Source organism: Nocardia tengchongensis (assembly GCF_054781395.1).
Genome location: NZ_BAAGUM010000006.1, coordinates 2308253 through 2332017, shown reverse-complemented (window position 1 = coordinate 2332017; position 23765 = coordinate 2308253). Strand labels below are relative to the sequence as shown.

Here is a 23765-nt window from a genome sequence, read left to right as displayed (position 1 = left end):
TCCCTCATCAGAACGAAACTTCCACTCCCCCGCCACAACCCGCTCAGGCCGGTGATACCAGCACGTCGTTGAGCGTCACCAGGGAGAGGTTGCGCGCACGGATGATTTCGACCAGTCGGTCGTAGCAGTGCGTCACGGCGGGGTGGTTGGCGTGGCCGATCACGATCGCCTGCGCGGTGAAATACTTTTGCGCGCACTCGATCAGATAGTCCTCGGTGATGACACCGGAATCGGACAGCGAGCCGTACCACATGGTGGGGACGGTGTAACCGAGGTCGGCTGCCACCTTGTCGACGGTAGCATCGTGGCGGCCGAAGGGGGGACGGAAATAGGGCGTCCCGTCCACTCCGAAGTTGTTGTGCAGGAAAGTTTTTGCCTTGGTCAGCTGGGACGCCACCTCGCTCGCGGACAGCTTGGTCAGGTCCGGGTGGTCCCAGGTGTGATTGCCCAGCTGGATCTGCCCGGATTCCACCAGGGGCCGCAGGGCCGCCTTGTGCGTGGTCCAGGAGTCGTAGTACGCGGTGACGAAGAAGGTGAACCGCGCCCCGGTGTCCTTGGCGAATTTGACGTAGGCGCCGACCACCTCGGGACTGGCCCCGTCATCGACGGTGAGAGCCAGGTTCGTGCCGTGCCCGGGCAGCGCGGTAATGGTGCCCGCGGGAATGGCGGATTTCTGCCCGGCGGGCGGCGTGGCGATCGGCTTCGCCGACGCCGACGGCGTGGGCGTCGCGACCGGTCCGCTGATCCGCGGGGTCACCTTGTGGGAGGGGCCGTCGTCCGAAGAGCACCCGGTCAAGGCGGCCGCGGTGCCCGCGGCGAGCATCGCGAGCAGCTGTCGTCTATCCATCTGAGTAGTTCGCTCCGAAAGGTATATATCGATCTTTGCCATGCCTCCCTCGCAGGGCCTACTCGTTATATCTATACGGCGTGAACTGGACACCAATTCTGTGCGAAATGATTGAAATTCAGCAGAGAAATTAAGGCTGCTCTCAGCGGGCGATGGGGCGCAGCACGATTTCCGTGGGATGCGCGTCACGCGGCGTCTCCACGGCATTGCGGACCACGCGGGCGACGGTCTCGGCGGTGAGGAACTCGTCCGGGTCGTAGGCCCGGCCCTCCCCCGCGATGATCTCGCGCTGCATGTCGGTGCCGATCCGGCCCGGGTGCACCGAGGTGACCCGCAGCGCCGGTTCCTCCAGTCGCAGTGCGTCACCGAAGGCGCGCAGCCCGAACTTGCTGGCCGCGTACGCACCCCAGCCCGGATTGGCCCGCAACCCGGCTCCCGAATTGATCAGCACCACATGGCCGTTGGCGGCGCGCAGCGCGGGCAGCAACAATCTGGTCAACTCCGCGACCGCGATCAGGTTGGCTTCCAACGTATTCCGCCACTGCGCCACCGACGAATCGGCTATCGTTCCCAGGTCGGCGATTCCGGCATTGTGGACCAGGACATCCAACCGCTCGATCCCCGCCGCCGCACGCGCCACCGCGTCGTAATCGGTGAGATCGACCGGCCATCCGGCGCTGCCGGGCAGCTCGCGCAGCATCGGTTCCAGGGCCTGCGGTGTGCGCGCGCCCAGCAGGAGCTGGTGCGCCGGAGCCAGTTCCCGCGCGATCGCCGCCCCCAGCCCCCGGCTGGCACCGGTGATCAACGCGGTCGGCCGGTCGGTGTCGGGCTTCGCGGATGTCGCCATGTGATCACCGTAACCGGCTGCCCCGGTCCGGCGATGCTTCGGAACGGGCACACCACCGCTAGCTGATTCACGAAAAGGCGAACAGTTGCACTCTGGCGAACCGGCCTATCGCGCATACCTGCGGGTACCGGCGCAGAATAGGGCGATGACACACCCGGGATTCACGCCCACCCAGCTCGCGGCCCGCGCCGCCTACCTGCTGCGCGGCAACGACCTGGGCACCATGACCAGCGCGGCGCCCAGACTGTATCCACACATGTGGAGTTGGGACGCGGCCTTCGTGGCGGTCGGGCTGGCGCCGCTCAGCGTGGAACGCGCAGCGTTGGAACTGGACACCCTGCTGTCGGCGCAGTGGCGCAACGGCATGATTCCGCACATCGTCTTCGCCAACGGGGTGGACGGTTACTTCCCCGGGCCCGCCCGCTGGGAATGCCGCCGCCTCGCCGCCGACGCGCCCGACGGTCCCGACACCTCCGGGATCACCCAGCCGCCCGTGCATGCCATTGCGGTGCAACGGATTCTGGACCACTCCCGCCGGCACGGCCGCAGCACCCGCGCCGTGGCCGAGGACTTCCTGAACCGGCGCTGGCCCGATCTGATGCGCTGGCATCGCTGGCTGGCCTACGCGCGAGACCCCAAGCAGCACGGCCGGATCACGCTGTACCACGGCTGGGAATCGGGCATGGACAACTCGCCGCGCTGGGATCGCGCCTACGAAAACGTGATTCCGGGCCCCGACCTGCCGCCCTACGAGCGCGCCGACACCCAGGTGGTGGGCGATCCCACGCAGCGGCCCTCCGACCGCGAATACGACCGCTACCTGTGGCTGCTCGAACAGATGCGCCGAGCCGGCTACGACGACTACCAGCTCGCCTCCACCATGAGCTTCGCGGTCGAGGACGTGTTCGTGACCGCCATCTTCGCGCTGGCCTGCGACGTGCTCGCCAATATCGGCGAGGACTACAAGCAGCCGCACGCGGACGTGCGCGAACTCTACGAATGGGCCGACTACTTCCGCGCGGGCGTGGTCGCCACCACCGACGCGCGCAGCGGCGTGGCCCGCGATTTCGATGTGCGCGCGGACAAGTGGATCGACACCGAGACCCTCGCCTGCTTCGCGCCGCTGATCAGCGGCGGGCTGCCACGCGACGCCGAACGACGGCTGCTGCGCCTGTTCGAGGGCCCGCGCTGGTGCGGGCACCCGGACCTGCGCTACGCGCTGCCGCCCTCGACCTCTCCGGTGTCGCGGGACTTCCGCTCCCGCGAGTACTGGCGCGGCCCGGTGTGGCCGGTGATCAGCTGGCTGTTCTCCTGGGTGTTCGCCCGTCGCGGCTGGGCGGAACGCTCATTCATGCTGCGCGCCGAAGGGCTGCGGCAGGCCAGCGACGGCAGCTTCGCCGAGTACTACGAGCCCTTCACCGGCGAGCCGCTGGGCAGCATGCAGCAGTCCTGGACCGCCGCATCGGTCCTGGACTGGCTTGGCTAACGATTGGCGAATTAACCGGTCGCGCCTTCACCGCTCCGGAGCGGGTTCGGCCTAGCGTTTCAGGGCATGACCGGACGCACACTGAAGAAAGTGCTTACTGTCGCGGCTGCAGGCATCCTGATGGCTACCCCTGCCGGAGTGGCCGCCGCCGATATCGAGGGCCCCGATGTGGCCTCCTGGCAGCATCCCGGAGGCGGCAGCATCAACTGGTTCGGCGTGCGGGCGGCCGGCTACTCGTTCGCGATGCTCAAGGCCACCGAGGGCCTCAACTACGTGAACCCGTACTTCGTGCAGGACAGCCTGGCGATGCGGGTGGCCGGAGTCGCGCGCGGCACCTACCATTTCGCGCGCCCCAACCTGCTCCCCGAGGCACAGGCCGCCTTCTACTCCACGCTGGTGCTGGGCCAGAACGGGCCGATGGACCTGCCGCCGGTGCTGGATCTCGAGGATTCCGGCGGGCTGCCTCCGGCCGCGCTCATCGACTGGACCCACCGCTACCTGAACACGGTCCGGGCGCTGACCGGGCGCATGCCGATCATCTACACCTATCCCCGCTTCTGGCAGACGGCCATGGCCGACTCCAACGAGTTCACCGCCTACCCGCTGTGGATCGCGGACTATCGCGGCAACGACAACCCCGAGGTCCCCGGCGGCTGGCCGCACTGGACCTTCTGGCAGACCACCGACGCCGGCCGGATCCCCGGCATCGGCGCGGGCGTCGACCTCAATGTCTACAGCGGAGCCCAGGGCGATTTCGCCCGCTACGCCAACCTGCCCTTCGCGGGCAGCAGCTAGAGCACCTGCGAGAGGAACTGGCGCAGCCGAGGGGTTTCCGCGTTCTCGAACAACGCCTCGGGTGTGCCGGTCTCCACCACCTGACCGTGGTCCATGAAGACCACCCGGTCCGATACCGAACGCGCGAAGCTCATCTCGTGGGTCACCACGACCATCGACATGCCGCCGCCCGCCAGCTCCGACATGAGCGCGAGCACGCCCTTGACCAGTTCCGGGTCCAGCGCCGAGGTGGCCTCGTCGAAGAACATGATGTCGGGCTTCATCGCCAGCGCCCGCGCGATGGCGACGCGCTGCTGCTGACCGCCGGACAGCGCGGACGGGCGGGCATCCGCCTTCCCGGCCAGGCCGACCGCCTCCAGCTGCTGCACGGCCAGGGTCCGGGCCTGCTCCTTGGACAGGCCGTGCAGTTTGCGCGGACCCAGCGCCACATTGTCGGCGACGGTCCGGTGCGGGAACAGGTTGAAGTGCTGGAACACCATGCCGATCCGCTGCCGCAGCCGGTCCGGGTTCTCGGCGAGCACCGACTTGCCGTCCAGCAGGATGTCGCCCGAATCGGGTTCGTGCAGGCGGTTGAGCACCCGCAGCAGCGTGGACTTGCCGGAGCCGGACGGGCCGATCACCGTGGTGGTCTTGCCCGCGTCCACGTGCACGTCCACGCCGCGCAGAATCTCGGTGCGGCCCAGCGTCAATCGCAGGCCGGTGCCGGTGAGGGAGGCACTCATGCTCCACGCCCTTCCGTGATGACGGCCTGTTCGACGGGGTCGGCGGGATCGTTCCCGCCCGGGCGGCCGTCGCGCATGCGCTTGTCGATGTAGTTGACCAGGTGCGTGAGCGGCACCGTCAGCAGCAGATACACCAGGCCGGCCGCCACCAGCGGCGACAGATTCCCGGTCTGCGCGTTGAGATCCCGGCCCACCGCGAACAGTTCCCGCTGGCTGGCCAGCAGGCCCAGGAAGTAGATCAGCGAGGAATCCTTGATCAGCGCGATGAACTGGTTCATCAGCGCGGGCAGCACCCGGCGCACGCCCTGCGGGATCACCACAAGGGTCATGGCCTGCCGGTACCCGAACCCGATGGCGCGGGCCGCCTCCAGCTGCCCGGCCTCCACCGACTGGATGCCGGATCGGAAGATCTCGCCGATATAGGCCGAGGCCAGCAGCCCCAGCGCCACCGCGCCCAGCCAGTACGGATTGTTGCCGGTGACGCCCTTGACCACCGGGCCGACACCCAGGCCGATGAGCAGGATGATCACCACGGCGGGCAGGCCGCGGAAGATGTCGGTGTAAACCCGTGCGGGCCAGCGCAACCAGCGGGTGCGGGAGATGCCCGCCACCGCCAGCAGCATGCCGAGGACGGTGCCCAGCAGACCCGAAACCAGCGCCAGGATCAAGGTATTGGGCAGACCGGTTTTGATCAGATCCGGGAAAGCCTTGCGGTACAGGGACCAATCGAAGAACGTGTCCTTCAGCTGCCGCAGCGTCGATTTCGGCTGCGCCGCGGCGCTGCCCGACTTGTCGCCCGCATGCTCGGCCGCGATCTTGGCGAAGTCCGGAAGCTGCGGCGGCGCCACGGCTTTGGAGCCGGGCTTCCAGCCCGGCGGCAGCTCGCGCGGCACCCAGTTCTCGTACAGCTTGGCGTAGGTGCCGTCGGCGATCACCGCGTCCAACCCGGCATTCAGCGCGTCGGTGAGCGGCTGATGGCCCTTGCGCACCGCCCAGGCGGTGAAGTTGTTGACGCTGAAGGTGTTCTGCACGATCGAGGTCGGATCGCCCGGCTTGATCGCGCCGATGGCCTGCTGCGAGGGCGCGACCCAGGCATCGATCTGCCCGGACTTCAGGTTCGCGTAGGCGGTGTTGTAGTCGGGGAACTTCACCGGGTCCAGGTGCAGTTCGTTGACCACGTACTCGTCCTGCACGGTGCCCTGCACGACGCCGATCCGGTTGCCCCGGTGCAGATCCGGGAAGCCGTGGATGGCGCTGCCGTTGGGCACCACCAGCGAGAAGTAGCCGAAGTCGTAGCCGTTGGTGAAGTCGACCAGCTGCCGGCGGGCATCGGTGGTGGTGATGCTGGAGGAGCCGATGTCGAAGCGGCCGTTGGCGACCTGCGCCAGCAGGCCCGCGAACTCGGTGCCGGTGAACTCCACCTGCAGGCCGAGCTTCGCGCCGATCGCCTTCAGCAGTTCGTTGTCGAACCCGGTGAACACGCCCTTGGAGTTGACGCAGATGCTCGGCGGCGCGTCCGAGAGCGTGCCGACGCTCAGCTTGCCGGGCGTGAGCAGCCCCAGCTTGCTGATGTCGATCTTGTCCAGCGGTTCGCTGGCGGCCGTGGTGAACCGGTCCGCGCTGGGGTTCTGCTGTCCCGAGGCCAGGTTGGTCGGCGCGGCGCCGGCCGCGGCCGGCCCCGGCGGCGAACACAGATCACGGTCGTCGGCCGCGGCGCCGCCCGCCCCGAGGGCGGCGACACCGAGCAGACCAACCAGCAGAACTCCCGCGAGGGCCCGGATGCGCGGGGGACGACCCGGTCGCTGCCGCAAGGAAACCATGGCAAACCACCCTAGTGGGGTGGGATCGCAATTCCAGGGTTACCCTCAGCCCGATTCGGACGCCCGCACCGTCCGGGCCTGGGCCTATCCCTGATTCACGCGGTCACGCCAGGCCACCGCCTCCTGGACGTGCGCGGTGTCGTAGTCCGGTCCGCCGGTGCCCACGGTGAACAGGGTGACCCCCGCCGCGTGGTAGTCCTCGACCTTGTCCAGGCCGGGCCAGGCCACCGACTTCTCGATGGCGGTGGCGTCGGTGCCGACGTCGGCGCAGTGCTCGCCCAGGATGTCGATCTTGCGCCGCAGCACATCGAGGTCGGAGAAGCTGTGCCAGATGTCGGCGTGCTGCGCGACCTGCCGCAGCGTCTTCCGCTCCCCGCCGCCGCCGATCAGGATGGGGATGTCGCGCACCGGCTGCGGATTCAGCTTGGCCAGCCGATCGGCGATCCGGGTCATCGAGTCCTTGAACAGCGCGAGACGGCTTCCGGCCGTACCGAATTCGTAGCCGTACTGGTCGTAGTCCTTCTCGAACCAGCCCGCGCCGATGCCCAGGATCAGCCGCCCGTTGCTGATGTGGTCCACGGTGCGCGCCATATCGGCCAGCAGGTCCGGATTGCGGTAGCCGCCGCCGGTGACCAGCGCGCCGAGCTGCACTCGCTCGGTCTGCTCGGCGATCGCGCCCAGCATGGTCCAGCACTCGAAGTGCGCGCCCTCGGGATCCCCGTACAGCGGATAGAAATGGTCCCAGTTGAAGACGATGTCCACCCCGATGTCCTCACACCGCCGCACCGCGTCCCGGATCAACCCGTACTCGGGCGCGTGCTGGGGCTGAAGTTGAACGCCGATACGAACAGGTCGGGTCATGACGTACTCCTCGTCGCCGGTAGGAAGTCCGTTTCGAGGCTACCGGTATCGATTCGATCCGGTCCGCCTACGATCGTGCCCGGAACCGCTCCCGGGGGTTCCGGGGCGAAGCCTCCGAGCGTCCCGAGAGTCGGTTCCACCCCTGTACTACGGATCGTCCGGCACGTTCCTGCCGGTGAAGGGAAGTGTCAACCATGGCAACGGTCACTTTCGACCAGGCCACCCGGCTGTACCCCGGCTCGGGCACGCCCGCTGTCGACGCACTGAACCTGGAGATCGCCGACGGCGAGTTCCTGGTGCTCGTCGGGCCATCGGGCTGCGGCAAGTCCACCTCGCTGCGCATGCTCGCGGGGCTCGAGGAGGTGAGCGACGGCCGAATCCTGATCGGGGACAAGGACGTCACGCACGCCGAGCCCAAGGAACGCGATATCGCCATGGTGTTCCAGAACTACGCGCTCTACCCGCACATGAGCGTGGCCGAGAACATGGGCTTCGCGCTGAAGATGGCCAAGGTGTCCAAGGATGAGCGGCAGCAGCGGGTGCTAGAGGCGGCCAAGCTGCTCGACCTCGAGCCCTACCTGGACCGCAAGCCCAAGGCCCTGTCCGGCGGTCAGCGCCAGCGTGTCGCCATGGGCCGCGCCATCGTGCGCTCGCCGCAGGTGTTCCTGATGGACGAGCCGCTGTCCAACCTGGACGCCAAGCTGCGCGTGCAGACCCGCACCCAGATCGCCCAGTTGCAGCGCCGGCTCGGCACCACCACCGTCTACGTCACCCACGACCAGGTCGAGGCCATGACCATGGGCGACCGGGTGGCCGTGCTCAAGGACGGCCTGCTGCAGCAGTGCGCGTCCCCGCGCGACCTGTACCGGAACCCGGCCAACCTGTTCGTCGCCGGCTTCATGGGCTCGCCCGCCATGAACCTGTTCACGCTGCCGGTCGCGGGCGGCTCGGTCACCCTCGGCGGCTGCCCGCTGCCGCTGCCGCGTTCGGTGGCCGCGCAGGCCGGTGAGCGCGTGGTGGTCGGCATCCGGCCCGAGCACCTGGAACTGGTCGGCACCGGCGCCGGGATCGCCATGGAGGTGGATGTGGTCGAGGAGCTCGGCTCCGACGCCTACATCTACGGCCGCACCCTCGGTGACGGGGAAACCATTGTGGCGCGCGCCGATTGGCGCAACCCGCCGGTCAAGGGCGCCCGGCTCGCCCTGGTGGCGGACGCCGAGCACACCTACTTCTTCCACCCGGAGGACGGACGCCGCCTGAACTGACGGGCAGGTCTCACGAATGGCGGCGGGCTTCCCGCCGCCATTCGTCGTTCACCCGGATACGCAGGTTGTCCAAGGGCACCTGGTTTCCCGAGGCGCTGCGCAGTTCCGCACGGACCGGCTCGCCGGTCGAATCCTCGAGCCGCTCCAGCGGCGCGGGCCCGTCCTGCAGGTACTTGTCGCCCCACTGCCACAGCGCGACGACCGCGGGCAGCAGATCCAGTCCCATCTGCGTGAGCACGTACTCGTTGCGGGTGCGCATGCCCTCTTCCCGATAGGGCCGCTTCTCGAGCAGCCCGGCCTCGACGAGCTTGCGCAGCGCGCTGGAGGCGGCAGCGTCGGTGATCCCCACCCGCGCCGCGAACCCGTCGAAGCGCGTCGTGCCGTAGTACGACTCGCGCAGGATCAGCACGGCCGAGCGGGTGCCGACGATGTCCATCGCCTTGGCGATCGAACAGCCCTGCGGCTTCCACGAGCTCAGGTCGCTGAGTTTTCCTTCCAGTACGGCCGACATGGCGTACATCATACATTGCTGACTTGCCCTCACTATTGCCAGCTCCTACCCTGACTATAGAGCGATCAAGTTAGATGCCTGGAAGGAACGTCAATGAGAGACGCAGTCATCGTCGAGGCCGTCCGCACCCCCATCGGCAAGGGCAAGGCCACCGGCGCCCTGCACGGCGTGCACCCCGCCGACCTGCTCGCCCACAGCCTGCGGGAGGTGGTCCGGCGCAGCGAGATCGATCCGGCGCTGATCGACGACGTGATCGGCGGTGTGGTCACCCAGGTCGGCGAACAGGGCTCCAACCTCACCCGCCGCGCGGCCCTGGCCGCCGGATACCCGGAGTCGGTTCCCGCCACCACGGTGGACCGGCAGTGCGGCAGCAGCCAGCAGGCCATTCACTTCGCCGCCCAGGGCGTCATCGCCGGGGCCTACGACATCGTGGTGGCCGCGGGTGTGGAATCCATGAGCCGGGTTCCCATGGGCGCCAACCTGATCGGCGCCGAAGACATCGCCGGCGTCGGCTTCGCCGAACGCTATCCCGAGGGCCTGGTACCGCAGGGCATCAGCGCCGAACTCATCGCGGCCAAGTGGGGCCTGACCCGCACCCAGCTCGACGAGTTCGCCCTGGCCAGCCATGAAAAGGCCGCTGCTGCAACCAAGAACGGCGCCTTCGAAGCCCAGCTCTCCCCCTTCAACGGACTCTCCGACGACGAGGGCATCCGCGTGGGCAGCACACTCGAGAGCCTGGCCGCGCTGCGCCCCGCCTTCTACAGCGAGGAAATGGCCGCCCGCTTCCCGCAGATCGGCTGGAACATCACCGCCGCCAATGCCAGCCAGATCAACGACGGCAGCGCCGCCACCCTCATCATGACCAGCGAACGCGCCGCCCAGCTCGGCCTACGCCCGCTGGCCCGGTTGCACAGCTTCGCCGTCGCCGGCGACGACCCGCTGCTGATGCTGACGGCGGTCATCCCGGCGACCCGAAAGGTGTTGCAGCGCTCCGGACTCGACCTCGCCGACATCGACCTCTTCGAAGTCAACGAGGCCTTCTCCTCCGTGGTCCTGGCCTGGGCCCGGGAAACCGGCGCCGACCTGTCCAAGGTCAACGTCAACGGCGGTGCCATCGCCCTCGGTCACCCCTTGGGCGCCTCCGGAGCCCGCCTGGCCACCACCCTCGTCCACACCATGCACGACCGCGGCGCCCGCTACGGCCTGCAAACCATGTGCGAGGCCGGCGGTCTGGCCAACGCCACCATCTACGAACGCCTCTGAGCCTCAGCCGATGGCGGTGGCGACCAGGACGTGTCCCGCGGCGCCCGCGACCAGGATCAACGGCAGCGCGATCGCCGTCCAGATCCAGGAGCGGCGACCGGTCATGGCCGCCACCGAGGCGAGCACCATGGCGCCGACCAGCGCCAGGAACATGCCGCCACCGCCGATCAGCAAGCCCCACAGGGCCGAGGCGGGCGGGCGGATGACGATGCACTGCACCGAGAAGTCCTTCTTCGCGGTGCAGCGGTTGTGGACCAGGTCGAACAGCTTCGCGAACAGGTCGTAAGCCCAGCCGAACGCGGCGATCACGCCGAGCAGATAGAGGCCCAGCGACAACACGATGTCCCTGCGGTTCAACGACTTACGCTCCCCCGTCGGAGCGGGCTGTGCGGGCGCCTCCGCCGGTGGCAGGGTGGCCGGCATGGTCCGATCGTCCTCGCCCGGCCGGAACTGCGATGCCGCCGGAGCCCATGGCTCCGGCATCATTTCGGTGTTGATCGACTGGGCCGCATCCGCGGGCGACTGCGGCGGACCATAATTCGCGCCCGGATTGCGCGAGGACTGCTGCTGTGGTCCGAGGGGCGCTCGGCCCTGCGGTCCGGGCCCACCGGGGAATCGCTGTGTGGGACCGGCTGCGGCCTGGGGCGCGCGCGGGTCCGGGGGCATACCGACCGGACCGCCCGATCGTGGTGGTGCACCGGCATTTCCAGGAGCCTGCCGACCGCCCCTCGGCATGGTCGGCCCGGCCGGATCCATCGCACCGGGCCGTAGCGGCGCTTGCGGTGGTGGCGGTGGCGGGACGCCCTGCCCGCCGGGTGGCAGGGTCGGGCCCTCCGGACCGGCCGGATTCGGCACATCCTGCGGTCCCGGCCGGCCCGGTCCGGGCGGCTGCGGTCCCCGCGGCACCGGGCGGCGGGGCTCGTTGGGCGGGTTCATGATTGCGTTCTCCCCCGAGGCGCAGGTGGCTGGAGCCGGAGATGGCTTCCCTCGGCATTGTCGCCGGGACCGGGCCGCGCCGCCACCTCGGGCCTGCCGGGCCGGTGGGTAGGGTGCGGTGGGTGAGCGACAGCGCGGTGGATTTCGACTCGGCGGTGGTCTACGCGATTCCGATGCGAACCCGGTTCCGGGGGATCACGGTGCGCGAGGGCCTGCTGCTCCCCGGCGCCGCCGGATGGGGCGAGTTCTGCGCGTTCCCGGAGTACGACGATCGGGAGGCGGCGGCGTGGCTGGCCACCGCGGTCGAGCAGGCGGCGGTGGGATGGCCGGAGCCGGTCCGGGATCGGGTGCCGGTGAACTGCATCGTGCCCGCGGTCGGGCCGGAGCGGGCGCACCGGATCGTGGCCGAATCGGGCTGCCGGACCGCGAAGGTGAAGGTCGCCGACCACCCGGACTCCCTGGGCGAGGACCTGGAGCGGGTCGCGGCGGTGCGTGACGCGCTGGGGCCGGACGGCGCGGTGCGGGTCGACGCCAACGGCCTCTGGGATGTGGATACCGCCATCGACCGGATCGTGCGGATCGACCGGGCCGCAGGCGGTTTGGAGTACGTCGAGCAGCCGTGCCGGACGATCGAGGAACTCGCGGCCGTGCGCAAACGCGTGGACGTGCGCATCGCGGCCGACGAGTCCATCCGGCGAGCGGAGGATCCGCTGCGCGTGGCGGTGGCGGGCGCGGCGGACGTGGCGGTGCTGAAATGCACTCCGCTGGGCGGGGTCCGGCGGGCGCTCGAGGTCGCCGACGCCGCGGGACTGCCGTGCCTGGTGTCGTCGGCGTTGGAGACCAGCGTCGGGCTGGCCGCGCAGGTCGCCCTCGCCGGGGCCCTCCCTCATCTCGATTTCGCCTGCGGCCTGGACACTTTGTCGCTGCTCACCGGGGATGTGGTGACCACGCCGCTGCGTCCGGTGGACGGCTGGCTGGAGGTGCCCCGCACGCCCCCGGCGCCGGACCCCGAACTGCTGGAGCGCTACCGCCACCCCGACGCCGAGCGCACCCGGTGGTGGCTCCAGCGCCTGGCCCGGGTCCGGAAACTGCTGCCCTAGTCCGGTCAGGCGATGCGGACTCCACACGAGTACATCGTGGTCCGCAGCAGCAGGGCGGCTTCCGGGCCGATGACACCGTCCACCAATTCCAGGTAGCGGGCGCAGAATTCGGGGCCGTGCGGCGCCACCTCGGTCGGTTCCGGATCCAGGTGGTGAGCCAACTCGTGCAAGATCACCAATTCGCGCAGCGCCCAGGCACTTCCACCAGTGTGTAGCGGAATCGCGAGCACCGCCCCCGCCGATTCGTAGTGGGCGGCCTTCGCCCCGGCCCGCGCCCGCACCGTCACCGGCAGCGCCGCCCGATCCCACTGCGCGCGCACCCAATTCAGCGCCAGCACCCGTTCGGTATACGACTGCACCGATTCCACCGACGCGAACCGCCGCTCGACCGGCAAGGTCAGGTGCGAACCGTGCAATTCCACCGTCCGCGTCCCGAATTCGTCGGCGCGCTCGAACATTCCGCGCACCAGTCCCTCGGCGTCGTACACCAGGGACCGTTGCGCATCCCGGACCGCCATGCGCGCGTTCGCTATTCGCCCGGACCGCGGGTCAACTGCCCGCGCGCACCGCCCAGCTCCGCGGAACTGCCCAGGCGCGCAGCCTTGCCCGCGCGGTCCCCGGCGCGCCGGGCGGCCGCCGAATACCCCGCCGAAGCCTGCGGACCCTGCCAGGTGCCGCGCGCCTCGGAGGTGCGGGAGTAGTAGTCGGTCAACTCGAGTTCCTTGTTCCGCAAGGCCAGAGCCGTTCCGGTAGACGCGGATCCGACGGCGTCGGCGCGCACCGCCGCGCTCTCCACCTCCGCCTTGACCTCCGCCAAGCGGCGGCCGATGCGGGCGGCGAAGGCCATCTGGAAGTTCAGGCGCGCGGTCACCGCGGCGACCGGCACCTCGACGGGCCGCTGCACGGTGCGGCCGTATCGGCGCTCCACGACCACTTTCTGTGTGGTGGCCGTCTTGTACGCACCCGATTTGATGTAGTGGTCGGAGGCACGCACCATCTGCACCAGCAGGCTCGCGTACAGCGCCGCGCAGGTGTCGATATCGGTATCGAAACCGTAGGCGTACACGGTGGTCGAACTGCGGGCCACATCACAGCGCACGTCATTGGCGGCGGCGATGGCCACGAACAGCTGCACATACGTGCGCAGACCGCGCTTTCCGGGCTCCCCGATCGGGATCACCCGCTGCGCGGGCGTGGGCCGGCGTTCCCGGTTGGCGATATGCGCCCGCGCCACCGCCAGATCCACCGACGACCCGGTCGCGAGCCGTTGCGCGGCGGCCAGGAAGGCCTCGGCCTCGTGCTCGTTGTCGGTCGATTCGGCCTGCCGCAGCAGCCCCCCGATCCGAGTCAACATCTTGTCTGTGCCCATTTGCCCTCCGCTTCGCTCCGGGCGGGTTCGCGGCCCTGGAGGTCTCGTTCTTCCCTCCTTCCGCTCCTCCGCTTCGCTCCCCCGCTCCACTCGGTCCAGAACGAGACGGGCCGCGAACCTCTGGATGATCAACGAGGTTGCTCCGGCGCACGGTAGCGTCACCATGTATCTTGCCTTGTGCAGCCCCGGCTGAGTGTGCCACTGGTCACTCATCGACCCTGGAGTATTCGCAATGGCTTTGAAGAAGGTGTCCTCTCTACGTTCGACGTTGGTGCCGCGTGCCGTGTTGGCCGTGACCTCGGCGGCGCTGCTGACGGCGACGTTCGCCAGCGGCTGCTCGAGCAGCTCCGGCGGGAACGGCTCGACCGGTGAGAACCTCACCGGCCGTGGCCCGATCACCTATGTGGAGGGCAAGGACACCACCGAGACCGGTGCGGTGAAGCAGCTCGTCGAGCGCTGGAACGCCGCCCACCCGGACGAGAAGGTGACGTTCAAGGAGCAGTCCAACGACGCCTCCCAGCAGTACGACGACCTCAAGCAGCACATGCAGGCCAAGGCGTCGGACTACGACGTGGTCGCCCTGGACGTGCCGTGGACCGCGGAGTTCGCCGCCAAGGGCTGGATCCAGCCGCTGAAGGACTCCTTCGCGATCGACACCTCCACCCTGCTGTCGCCGCCGGTCGCCTCGGCCACCTACAACGGCACCCTCTTCGCCGCGCCCCGCAACACCAACGGCGGGCTGCTGTTCTACCGCAAGGACCTGACGCCGGAGCCCCCGAAGACCTGGGCCGAGATGATCTCGATGTGCCCGAAGGCCAAGGAAGCCGGAATCGGCTGCTACGCAGGCCAGTTGGCGCCCTACGAAGGTCTGACCGTGAACACCGCCGAGGTCATCAACGCCTTCGGCGGCAGCTTCGTCGGCGCCGACGGCAAGACCCCGACCGTGAACAGCCCGCAGGCCAAGGCCGGTCTGACCACGCTGGTCGACGCCTACAAGAACGGTGACATCCCGAAGGAAGGCATCTCCTTCAAGGAGCCGGAGTCGCAGAACGCCTTCGTCACCGGCAAGCTCATGTTCATGCGCGGCTGGCCGTCGTCCTTCGGTGACGCCGGCTCCGACGCCTCCTCGGTGAAGGACAAGTTCGGGGTCGCCCCGCTGCCCGGCAAGGACGGCGTCGGCGCCTCCACCCTGGGTGGCTACAACGCCGCGATCAGCGCCTTCTCCAAGAACAAGGCCACCGCGCTGGACTTCCTGCGCTTCCTGATCAGCGAGGACGCCCAGCACATCGTGGCCTCCGGCGCACTGCCGTCGGTCCGGGCCTCGGTGTACGACGACCCGGCGCTGATCGCCAAGATGCCGTATCTTCCCGCCCTGAAGGAATCCATCGCCTCCGCGGTGCCGCGGCCGGTGACCCCCTTCTACCCGGCGGTGTCGAAGGCCATCCAGGACAACGCCTATGCTGCGTTGACCGGAAGCAAGTCGGTCGACGATGCCATCGCAGGCATGCAGAAGGGCATCGAGACCGCCGGATCGTAGGGCGTGCTCGACGGCGAAGCCCGGAGAACGATCAAGGGCTGAGTCCCGTAGGAGAAGAGAACAGGTGTCACGTCCTTCGGGAGCGACCGATATCGCGTCGCCCGACCGTACGGAGCCGAGCGTGAAATCCGTAGCGCCACAGAACAAAGCGCCGCAGACCAAACGCCGGGGCGAACGATTGGGCGTCTCCGCCCGCGCCTGGGTGTTCGTCACCCCGGTGCTGCTCGCCCTGGCCGTGGTCATCGGGTACCCGGTGGTCCGGGCCCTGATCATGTCCTTCCAGAAGGACTCCGGCCTGGACAAGGCCACCGGCATGTTCGTCGAGGGCGGCGGCGCGGGCTTCAGCAACTACACCCACTGGCTGCTCGAGCAGTGCACCAACTCACTCGGTGAGACGGTGGACTGCCCGACCGGCAACCTGGGCTCGCAGTTCTGGACCGCCATCGGCGTCACCCTGCTGTTCACCGTGGTGACGGTCGCGCTGGAGGCCACCATCGGCCTCGGCATGGCGGTCATCATGGGCAAGACCTTCAAGGGCCGCGCCCTGCTGCGCGCCGCCGTGCTCATCCCGTGGGCCATCCCGACCGCCGTCACGGCGCGGTTGTGGGAGTTCATGTTCCAGTACGACGGCGTGGTGAACCGCCTGTTCGGCACCCACATCCTGTGGACCGCCGACCCGTGGCCCGCCCGCTTCGCGGTGATCGCCGCCGACGTGTGGAAGACCACCCCGTTCATGGCGCTGCTGATTCTCGCGGGCCTGCAGGTGATTCCGGAAGACGTGTACGAGGCCGCACGCGTCGACGGCGCGTCCGCCTGGCAGCGCTTCTGGAACATCACCATGCCGCTGCTGAAACCCGCTCTGCTGGTGGCGGTTCTGTTCCGCACCATGGACGCGCTGCGCATGTACGACCTGCCCGCGATCATGACCCAGTCCAACCCGGCCACCCGCACCATCTCCATGCTGGTGGTGGATCAGGTGCGCCAGGGCCCCAACAGCGCTTCGGCGTTGTCGGTGATCACCTTCCTGCTCATCTTCACCGTGGCGTTCTTCCTGGTGAAGGTGTTGGGGGCGAACGCCGTTCGCACCCAGGAAGAACAGCGGGAGGCCCACTGATGAGCACGAACGTCATCGAGCAGACCGCGAACCCGCACGCCCCGCAACCGGTTCCGTGGAGCAAGCGGCTCGCATCCGGCCGCGTCTACCTGGGCGCGCTGATCGTGCTGGTGTGGGGTCTGGGACCGTTCTACTGGATGGTCGTGACCGCGCTGCGCGATCCGGCCTACACCTTCGACAACACGCCGTGGCCCACCCACGTCACGTTCGAGAACTTCCGCAACGCCTTCGACACCAGCCGCGGCAACAACTTCGGCCGGGCCCTGGGCAACAGCGTGATCATCGGCGCGGCCACCACCGTGGTGGCGCTGCTGATCGGCATCATGGCCGCCTACGCGCTGGCGCGGCTCACCTTCAAGGGCAAGTACCTGGTGTCCGGACTCATCCTGTCCGCCTCCATGTTCCCCGTGGTGGTGCTGGTGACCCCGCTGTTCCAGCTGTTCACCGACCTCGGCTGGATCGGCCACTACCAGGCCATGATCATCCCGAACATCTCGTTCGTGCTGCCGATGACCGTGTACATCCTGGCGTCCTTCTTCGCCGAACTCCCCTGGGAACTCGAAGAAGCCGCGCGGATCGACGGCGCGTCGCGGTTCCAGGCGTTCCGCCTGATCATGCTGCCGCTGGCCGCGCCCGCCGTGTTCACCACCGCCATCCTGGCGTTCATCGCCGCGGTGAACGAATACCTGCTGGCGCGCCTGCTCTCCAGCGACAAGACCGAACCGGTGACCGTCGCGGTCGCCCGCTTCTCGGGTAACAACCCGCTGGTCCAGCCGTACACCGCGATCATGGCGGCGGGCACCATCGTCACCATCCCACTGGTCATCATGGTGCTGTTGTTCCAGCGCCGCATCATCTCCGGCCTCACCGCAGGCGGCGTCAAGAGCTGAATCTTCTGCCTCCGCTTCGCTCCGGCGTGGTTTGCGGCGCTGGAGGTCTCGTTCTTCCCTCCCTCCGCTCCCCCGCTTCGCTCCTCCGCTCCACTCAGTCCAGAACGAGACGCGCCGCAAACCACCGGGTCCAGGCGACCGGGTGGAGCAGGAGCCGCCGGGCAATTCCGCCAGTGGGGCGGACCGTCGATTAACATAGGTCCCGCCGCGGCCGGTGTCGCGGGCTTTCTGTGTGCTCCCCACCCGGGTGGGGTCGATCCGCGCTTTGTCGACGCTCCGGAAGGAGATGCTCGTGAGCTCGTCCCACAGCCGGCACGGCGGAGAACCGGAAGCGTCCCCCACCATGGCCGAGTGGAACGAGCTGGCGGCCGGCGCCACCCGCCGGCAGCGGAATCCCTCGCCCGGTCGCCCGCGGCGGCGCACCAGACCGCCCGCCGACCCCGACCGCCCCGTCACCCCGCCGTCGACGCACCGCACCCGCGGGCAACGCATCCGGCGACTGGCCCTGGCCCTGGTCCTGGTGCTGGTGGTCATGCCGACCACGCTGCTCGGCATCGCGTACTGGAGCGCCGAGATCCCGGACCCGAACGCGGTGCAGACCAACCAGATCGCCACCATCCTCACCTCCGACGGCAATACCGTGATCGCGAAGGTCGTTCCGCCGGAGGGCAACCGGGTACCGGTGCCGCTGTCCGACGTCCCGTTACCGGTGCGCCAGGCCGTGCTCTCCGCCGAGGACCGCAACTTCTACACCAATCCCGGCTACTCCACCACGGCGTTCCTGCGTGCGGCCCGCGACAACCTGCTCGGCCATGACGACGCGGGCGGCGGCTCCACCATCACCCAGCAATATGTGAAGAACGCCTTCCTGAGTTCGGAACGCACGCTGAGCCGGAAGATGCGCGAGCTCATCATCTCCGCCAAGATGGCCCGCGAATGGAGCAAGGACGACATCCTCGCCGCCTACCTCAACACCATCTATTACGGTCGCGGCGCGTACGGCATCGCGGCCGCCGCCAAGGCCTACTTCGGCAAACCCGCCCCGGAACTGACCCTGGCCGAGGGCGCGGTGCTGGCCTCGGTGATCCGCACCCCCTCGCTGCTGGATCCGGAGAACCACTTCGAACAGCTGAGCGCCCGCTGGACCTACGTGCTCGACGGCATGGTCGAGATGGGCACCCTGACCCGCGACGACCGCGCCGCCACCCAGTTCCCGGTCATCATCCCGGCCGCGGCGGTCGACGACAGCACCCCGCACGGCCCCGAGGGCCTGATCCGCACCCAGGTGCTGCGCGAACTGCGCGCCTCGGGCATCAGCGAGCGCGAACTGAATACCGGTGCGCTGCAGATCTTCACGACCATCGATGCCAAGGTCCAGCAGGGCGCGCTGACCGCGGTCGGCAACGCGCTGGGCGGGCAGCCGGGCGAACTGCGCTCGGCGGTGGTGTCGATCGATCCGCGGTCGGGCGCGGTGCGCGCCTACTACGGCGGCCCCGACGGCATCGGCTTCGATTTCGCGCAGGCCCCGCTGCAAACCGGTTCCGCCTTCAAGACTTTCGCGGTGCTGGCGGCGCTGGAACAGGGAATTCCGCTGACCTACCAGCTCGACAGCGCGCCGCTGACGGTGAACGGCCAGAAGGTCCAGAACGTGGGCGGCGAATCCTGCGGCACCTGCTCGCTGGGCGAGGCCTTCAAACGCTCGCTCAACACCAGCTTCTACCGGCTGTCGGGAACCCTGTTCGAGGGCCCGAAGGCGATCGCGAACGCGGCCCATCAGGCCGGCATCCCGGACCAGATTCCCGGCGTGCCCGGCAAGACGCTGGCCGAGGAGGGCGGCGGCCCGCCGCTGCCCGCCATCGTGCTGGGCGCCTACTCGGTGCGCCCGATCGACATGGCCTCTGCGTACGCCACGCTGGCCGCCTCCGGCACTTACCGCGCACCCTATTTCGTGCAGAAGGTGGTGACCGGCGACGGCCGGGTGCTGCTCGACCGCGACGCCGCGCCGGGCAAGCCGGAGCAGCGCATCCAGGCCGCCGTCGCCGACTCCGTCACCCAGGCCATGCTCCCGATCGCCGCCTACTCCAACGGGCACGCGCTGGCGGGCCGCCCGTCCGCGGCCAAGACCGGCACCACCCAGCTCGGCGAGACCGGCCAGAACAAGGATGCCTGGATGGTCGGCTTCACCCCGGCGCTGTCCACCGCCGTCTGGGTGGGAACCGAACAGTCCCAACCGATCCGGACCGCCCGCGGCGCCGCCATCTACGGTTCCGGCATGCCCTCCGACGTCTGGAAGCAGACCATGGACGCCGCGCTGGCCGGAACCCCCGTCGACCAGTTCCCCAGCCCGGAGCCGGTCGCCGGAAATCCCCCGGCCAACAGCAATTACGACATCCTTCAGCCGCCGACCCCGGCCCCCACGCCGGAACCGGTGCTGATCATCCCGCCCGCGCCCACCCCCCGGCAGGTCGAGATCTTCCCCGGCCTCAACGTGCCCGTCCCGGGGTAGCGTTCATAACATTCATGTCCTGTTGATCATGTTTCGTGCCTACTGCTCCATCCGCGCGCGGCCGCGGATATGGTGGAACCCGCCACCGAATTCAGCGACTCCGGATGACGGTGGCAGGATGCGGGTTGGGAGCAGGGTGGGGTCGGAGACAGCACGAGACATAGGGGCGACGCCGGTGGAATTCAATGTTGTTGAACGCCACGAAACGCTGGTAGCCGGAACGGTGCTACGCAGCCCGGCACTCGCGGTCGAAGGGCCGCGCCGCGCGAAGGTCGAGGAGGCCTGGAAACGAACGATCGCTCGCGATCTGCCAGGTCCGCCCGCGACCGCGTATGTGGATCACGCACCCGAGATCGGTTCGTATCTGACCCATATCGTCGGATACGAATGCAAGAAGCCGGACGACCTATTGCCCGGTGATGTACTCGCGCGTATCCCGGGCGGCGTATTCGCCCGCTTCATTCGCAGTGGCGACAATCTCGGTGACGTCATCGTGTCGATCTGGCGCACGGTCTGGGACCTCGAGGCGGCCGGCAGCCTGGTGCGCGCCTATACCGGGGATTTCGAGCACTATCCGGACAACCGGACGGTGGAGGTTTTCGTCGCGCTGGATCCGAGCGCGGAGGGATAGGGGAGCAGTGGACTTCGAAATCGTCACCCTGGAGGAATTCCTGGTGGGCGGGCTGACCATCCCCCTCGCCGGCCGCGAGGTCACCGCCCGCGACCTGGACCTGGTGAACTTCACCTGGGATCGCTACCTGGCCCGCGAGAAGAAGGCCGAACGCGTCGCCGCCTATATCGGACAGAACGATCACGCGGTAGCCGTTCTCGGATACCAGCTTTCGGGTCTGTCCGACCTGGACACCGGCGACGTGATGACCCGCATCCCCTCGGGCCGTTACGCGAAATTCGTTGTCTCGGACAAGCCTTACGACCTGCTGCGCACCGCCTGGGCCCAAGTCGCCAAGGCCGAGAACGCGGGCACCATCACCCGCTCCCACGCCGCGGAGATCGAGCGCTACACCGGTCCCACGTCCGTCGAGGTGTACGTCTCCCTGGACTGACGCAGAACGACGAAGGGCGGCATCGCGATTCGCGATGCCGCCCTTTGCGTTATGGCAGTTGCCTACTCGGCGTCGATGATGAACGCCTCGAGCTGCGCGCGGGCCACGTCGTCGGCCAGCTGCTTCGGCGGGGACTTCATCAGGTAGGCCGAGGCCGGGATGACGGGTCCGCCGATGCCGCGATCCTTGGCGATCTTGGCGGCGCGGACGGCGTCGATGATGATGCCGGCCGAGTTCGGCGAGTCCCACACCTCGAGCTTGTACTCCAGGTTCAGCGGCACGTCACCGAAGGCGCGACCCTCGAGCCGGACGTAGGCCCACTTGCGGTCGTCGAGCCACTCGACGTAGTCCGACGGGCCGATGTGCACGTTGCGGTCGTGCACCTTGCCGGCCAGCGGGCCCTCGAGGTTGGAGGTGACGGCCTGGGTCTTGGAGACCTTCTTGGACTCCAGGCGATCCCGCTCGAGCATGTTCTTGAAGTCCATGTTGCCGCCGACATTGAGCTGGTAGGTGCGATCCAGCGTGACGCCGCGGTCCTCGAACAGCTTGGCCATCACGCGGTGCGTGATGGTCGCGCCGACCTGGGACTTGATGTCGTCGCCGACGATCGGCACGCCGGCGTCGACGAACTTCTGGGCCCAGACCGGGTCGGAGGCGATGAACACGGGCAGGGCGTTGACGAAGGCCACGCCCGCGTCGATGGCGCACTGCGCGTAGAACTTGTCGGCCTCTTCAGAACCGACCGGGAGGTAGGAAACCAGGACGTCGACCTTGGCGTCCTTCAGCGCCTGGACGACGTCGACCGGGTCGGCCTCGGACAGCTCGATGGTCTGCGCGTAGTACTTGCCGATGCCGTCCAGCGTCGGTCCACGCTGCACGGTCAGGCCCGACGGCGGCACGTCGGAGATCTTGATGGTGTTGTTCTCGCTGGCGAAGATCGCGTCGGAAAGGTCGAAGCCGACCTTCTTGGCGTCGACGTCGAACGCGGCGACGAACTTCACATCACGGACGTGGTAGGGACCGAACTTCACGTGCATGAGTCCGGGAACGGTCGAATTCTCGTCCGCGTCCTTGTAGTACTGCACGCCCTGAACCAGGGAAGATGCGCAGTTACCCACGCCGACGATGGCCACCCGAACTTCGGTGTTGATCTCACTCATGGCCGATATTTCCCTCTTTCTGTGGTGCCGCCTTCGTCGATTGCTCCGCAGCAATCAACTCGTTGAGCCAGCGCACTTCGCGCTCGCTTGATTCGAGACCGAGTTGATGGAGCTGGCGGGTATAGCGGTCCAGTTGCCCGCTGGCGCGTTTTATCGCTTCCCGCAGTCCTTCTCGGCGCTCCTCGACCTGCCTCCGCCGCCCCTCCAGGATTCGCATCCGCGCTTCCGCGGGGGTGCGGCCGAAGAAGGCCAGATGAACGCCGAAGCCGTCGTCGGTGTAGTTCTGTGGCCCGGTGTCGGCGAGCAGTTCGGCGAACCGCTCCCGCCCGGATTCAGTCAGGTTGTAGACCCGCCGCGCACGGCGCGTTGCCAAGCCCTGCGGACTCTCCTCCGCGATGAGGCCGTCGGTCTGCATGCGCCGCAGGGTCGGATACAGCGACCCGTAGGAGAAGGCCCGGAACGGGCCCAGCAGACCGGTGAGCCGCTTGCGCAGCTCATAGCCGTGCATCGGCGATTCGAGGAGCAGCCCGAGGATTGCCAACTCCAGCACCGGGCTTCACCTCCTGACTGTTGTGTTCAGACCTAACCGATGGATGCAGTTCCAAACTATATCGCGCCGATATAGTTGGCGCACCGTACCGCCGCGTTACGGCGTGTGGTGAATTGATCAGAGTCCGTCCGGGGCGTGCGGGCGCGGGGCAGGCGCAAGTACTCTGGGTCGCGTGCGAATACAGCGGCAGGTAGTGGACTATGCGCTCCGGCGCCGGTCCCTGCTGGCCGACGTCTACGCGGGACGGGTGGACGTCGCGGATGTGTGCGATGCCAATCCGTATCTCCTGCGGGCGGCGAAGTTCCACGGGCGGGGAAGCGAGGTCACATGCCCTATCTGCAGGAAAGAGCAGTTGACACTCGTTTCGTGGGTCTACGGCGACGGGCTCGGATCCGTCGCGGGTTCCGCCCGCGCCCCGGAGGAACTGGTCCGGTTGGCCGAGACTCGGGAAGAGTTCTCGGTGCATGTGGTCGAAGTGTGCCGGACCTGCAGTTGGAACCATTTGGTGCAGTCCTATGTGCTGGGCCTAGCCCCGGCGCCGACGGGCCGACGCCGCACCGGCACCCGTCGCACGGCCGCCGAGTGAGAGGCCACGTCGACTGCTGATCGCGGGCACGCGCCTGCCCGCCGCGGTGCACCGTGTGACCGCATCGAGCCCTGCCCGGGGACCCGGACCGTATCGAGAAGTTATTGGAGAGCCAGGCTGTGACATCGCCCTATGACGACGGACCGCACGGCGGCCGCCCCCGTGGCGGTTCGCAACCCGGCCCCGGCGGATTTCCGCCGCCGGCCCAGGGTGGGCGGCCCGCGGGCCCGCCGCCCGGGGTGCGTCAGCCCATGGGACGTCCGGCCCCGGGGGCCGGTGGCCCGCAGCGCGGCAACGGCGCCGGTCCCGGCGGGATGCCGCCGCGCGGACCGAACGGGCAGCCGCAGCGCGGACCCGCGCCGCAGGGTGGACAGCCGCCGCGGCGACAGGGGTCGCCGGGCGCGCCGCCGCCCAGACCCGGCAATCCGGACGCCACCCGCAAGCTCCCGAATCCCGCCGCCGACCAGCGCGTGAACACCGGCGCCCGGCAGGCGGTTCCGAATCACATCTCGCGCGGGGCCGCTTCGGACCGCACC

General features: G+C 68.5%; 23 protein-coding genes. 12 read left to right on the top strand and 11 right to left on the bottom strand.

All coding sequences use genetic code 11. The annotated features are described in order from the left end of the window. Nucleotides 1–43: 43 nt before the first annotated feature. Nucleotides 44–847, bottom strand: coding sequence for a polysaccharide deacetylase family protein (locus tag ACYVKL_RS21790; protein WP_379165524.1), 804 nt, complete (start codon nucleotides 845–847; stop codon nucleotides 44–46). Nucleotides 848–989: 142 nt separating this feature from the next. After that, complete coding sequence (locus ACYVKL_RS21785) at nucleotides 990–1694, bottom strand: SDR family oxidoreductase (RefSeq protein ID WP_213558526.1); 705 nt, start codon at nucleotides 1692–1694, stop codon at nucleotides 990–992. Between the two features lie 145 nt (nucleotides 1695–1839). On the opposite strand from ACYVKL_RS21785, the gene ggh reads away from it, so the two are divergent. Continuing rightward, on the top strand, nucleotides 1840–3180 hold the full coding sequence (ggh, locus tag ACYVKL_RS21780) for a glucosylglycerate hydrolase (protein ID WP_213558527.1): 1341 nt from the start codon (nucleotides 1840–1842) through the stop codon (nucleotides 3178–3180). A 66-nt stretch (nucleotides 3181–3246) separates the two neighbouring features. Next, the gene (locus ACYVKL_RS21775) at nucleotides 3247–3975 is read left to right on the top strand and encodes a glycoside hydrolase family 25 protein (RefSeq protein WP_379165523.1); all 729 of its coding nucleotides are present in this window, start codon (nucleotides 3247–3249) and stop codon (nucleotides 3973–3975) included. Here the strand turns inward: ACYVKL_RS21775 and ACYVKL_RS21770 are convergent. The 3 genes from ACYVKL_RS21770 to ACYVKL_RS21760 form a co-directional block, all read right to left on the bottom strand. Continuing rightward, nucleotides 3972–4697, bottom strand: a complete 726-nt coding sequence (locus ACYVKL_RS21770; protein WP_213558529.1) for an amino acid ABC transporter ATP-binding protein — start codon at nucleotides 4695–4697, stop codon at nucleotides 3972–3974. The genes ACYVKL_RS21775 and ACYVKL_RS21770 overlap by 4 nt on opposite strands. After that, nucleotides 4694–6517, bottom strand: a complete 1824-nt coding sequence (locus tag ACYVKL_RS21765; protein WP_379165522.1) for an ABC transporter substrate-binding protein/permease — start codon at nucleotides 6515–6517, stop codon at nucleotides 4694–4696. The genes ACYVKL_RS21770 and ACYVKL_RS21765 overlap by 4 nt, the downstream gene beginning before the upstream one ends. 84 nt (nucleotides 6518–6601) lie before the next feature. After that, nucleotides 6602–7378, bottom strand: a complete 777-nt coding sequence (locus ACYVKL_RS21760) for an LLM class F420-dependent oxidoreductase (RefSeq protein WP_379165521.1) — start codon at nucleotides 7376–7378, stop codon at nucleotides 6602–6604. Between the two features lie 194 nt (nucleotides 7379–7572). On the opposite strand from ACYVKL_RS21760, the gene ACYVKL_RS21755 reads away from it, so the two are divergent. After that, nucleotides 7573–8643 (top strand): ABC transporter ATP-binding protein, encoded by a 1071-nt coding sequence (locus ACYVKL_RS21755; RefSeq protein WP_379165520.1) that lies wholly within the window; start codon nucleotides 7573–7575, stop codon nucleotides 8641–8643. 10 nt (nucleotides 8644–8653) lie between these two features. Here ACYVKL_RS21755 and ACYVKL_RS21750 read toward each other — a convergent pair whose 3' ends face one another. Beyond that, complete coding sequence (locus ACYVKL_RS21750) at nucleotides 8654–9154, bottom strand: winged helix-turn-helix transcriptional regulator (protein ID WP_379165519.1); 501 nt, start codon at nucleotides 9152–9154, stop codon at nucleotides 8654–8656. Nucleotides 9155–9247: 93 nt separating this feature from the next. Between ACYVKL_RS21750 and ACYVKL_RS21745 the strand changes: the two genes are divergently transcribed. Continuing rightward, nucleotides 9248–10417 (top strand): thiolase family protein, encoded by a 1170-nt coding sequence (locus ACYVKL_RS21745; RefSeq protein WP_379165518.1) that lies wholly within the window; start codon nucleotides 9248–9250, stop codon nucleotides 10415–10417. 3 nt (nucleotides 10418–10420) lie between these two features. On the opposite strand, the gene ACYVKL_RS21740 is transcribed toward ACYVKL_RS21745, so the two are convergent. After that, nucleotides 10421–10840, bottom strand: coding sequence for a hypothetical protein (locus ACYVKL_RS21740; RefSeq protein WP_379165517.1), 420 nt, complete (start codon nucleotides 10838–10840; stop codon nucleotides 10421–10423). Nucleotides 10841–11475: 635 nt separating this feature from the next. On the opposite strand from ACYVKL_RS21740, the gene ACYVKL_RS21735 reads away from it, so the two are divergent. After that, entirely contained in the window at nucleotides 11476–12453 is a 978-nt protein-coding gene (locus ACYVKL_RS21735) for an o-succinylbenzoate synthase (protein ID WP_379165516.1), read from the top strand. A 5-nt stretch (nucleotides 12454–12458) separates the two neighbouring features. On the opposite strand, the gene ACYVKL_RS21730 is transcribed toward ACYVKL_RS21735, so the two are convergent. Further along, nucleotides 12459–12971 carry a TIGR04338 family metallohydrolase gene (locus tag ACYVKL_RS21730; protein ID WP_379165515.1) on the bottom strand — a complete coding sequence of 171 codons (513 nt, stop codon included), beginning with the start codon at nucleotides 12969–12971 and terminating at the stop codon, nucleotides 12459–12461. An 11-nt stretch (nucleotides 12972–12982) separates the two neighbouring features. Next, nucleotides 12983–13822, bottom strand: a complete 840-nt coding sequence (locus ACYVKL_RS21725; protein WP_379165514.1) for a DUF2786 domain-containing protein — start codon at nucleotides 13820–13822, stop codon at nucleotides 12983–12985. Nucleotides 13823–14054: 232 nt separating this feature from the next. Here ACYVKL_RS21725 and ACYVKL_RS21720 point away from each other — a divergent pair, with 232 nt between their 5' ends. The 6 genes from ACYVKL_RS21720 (at nucleotide 14055) to ACYVKL_RS21695 (ending at nucleotide 20933) form a co-directional block, all read left to right on the top strand. Continuing rightward, nucleotides 14055–15359, top strand: a complete 1305-nt coding sequence (locus ACYVKL_RS21720) for an ABC transporter substrate-binding protein (protein WP_379165513.1) — start codon at nucleotides 14055–14057, stop codon at nucleotides 15357–15359. Nucleotides 15360–15423: 64 nt separating this feature from the next. Beyond that, nucleotides 15424–16473 carry a carbohydrate ABC transporter permease gene (locus tag ACYVKL_RS21715; RefSeq protein ID WP_379165512.1) on the top strand — a complete coding sequence of 350 codons (1050 nt, stop codon included), beginning with the start codon at nucleotides 15424–15426 and terminating at the stop codon, nucleotides 16471–16473. Beyond that, the gene (locus ACYVKL_RS21710; RefSeq protein WP_379165511.1) at nucleotides 16473–17363 is read left to right on the top strand and encodes a carbohydrate ABC transporter permease; all 891 of its coding nucleotides are present in this window, start codon (nucleotides 16473–16475) and stop codon (nucleotides 17361–17363) included. The genes ACYVKL_RS21715 and ACYVKL_RS21710 overlap by 1 nt, the downstream gene beginning before the upstream one ends. A 343-nt stretch (nucleotides 17364–17706) precedes the next feature. Continuing rightward, nucleotides 17707–19869, top strand: a complete 2163-nt coding sequence (locus ACYVKL_RS21705; protein WP_379165820.1) for a transglycosylase domain-containing protein — start codon at nucleotides 17707–17709, stop codon at nucleotides 19867–19869. Between the two features lie 175 nt (nucleotides 19870–20044). After that, nucleotides 20045–20500, top strand: a complete 456-nt coding sequence (locus tag ACYVKL_RS21700) for an effector binding domain-containing protein (protein ID WP_213560730.1) — start codon at nucleotides 20045–20047, stop codon at nucleotides 20498–20500. Nucleotides 20501–20507: 7 nt separating this feature from the next. Then, nucleotides 20508–20933 (top strand): GyrI-like domain-containing protein, encoded by a 426-nt coding sequence (locus tag ACYVKL_RS21695; RefSeq protein ID WP_213558540.1) that lies wholly within the window; start codon nucleotides 20508–20510, stop codon nucleotides 20931–20933. Nucleotides 20934–20995: 62 nt separating this feature from the next. On the opposite strand, the gene ACYVKL_RS21690 is transcribed toward ACYVKL_RS21695, so the two are convergent. Then, complete coding sequence (locus ACYVKL_RS21690; protein WP_379165510.1) at nucleotides 20996–22093, bottom strand: inositol-3-phosphate synthase; 1098 nt, start codon at nucleotides 22091–22093, stop codon at nucleotides 20996–20998. Next, entirely contained in the window at nucleotides 22086–22643 is a 558-nt protein-coding gene (locus ACYVKL_RS21685; protein WP_213558542.1) for a PadR family transcriptional regulator, read from the bottom strand. The genes ACYVKL_RS21690 and ACYVKL_RS21685 overlap by 8 nt, the downstream gene beginning before the upstream one ends. A gap of 172 nt (nucleotides 22644–22815) precedes the next feature. Here ACYVKL_RS21685 and ACYVKL_RS21680 point away from each other — a divergent pair, with 172 nt between their 5' ends. Further along, nucleotides 22816–23229: a DUF5318 domain-containing protein gene (locus ACYVKL_RS21680; RefSeq protein ID WP_379165509.1), complete on the top strand. Its 414-nt coding sequence runs from the start codon at nucleotides 22816–22818 to the stop codon at nucleotides 23227–23229. The last annotated feature ends 536 nt before the right edge of the window (nucleotides 23230–23765 follow it).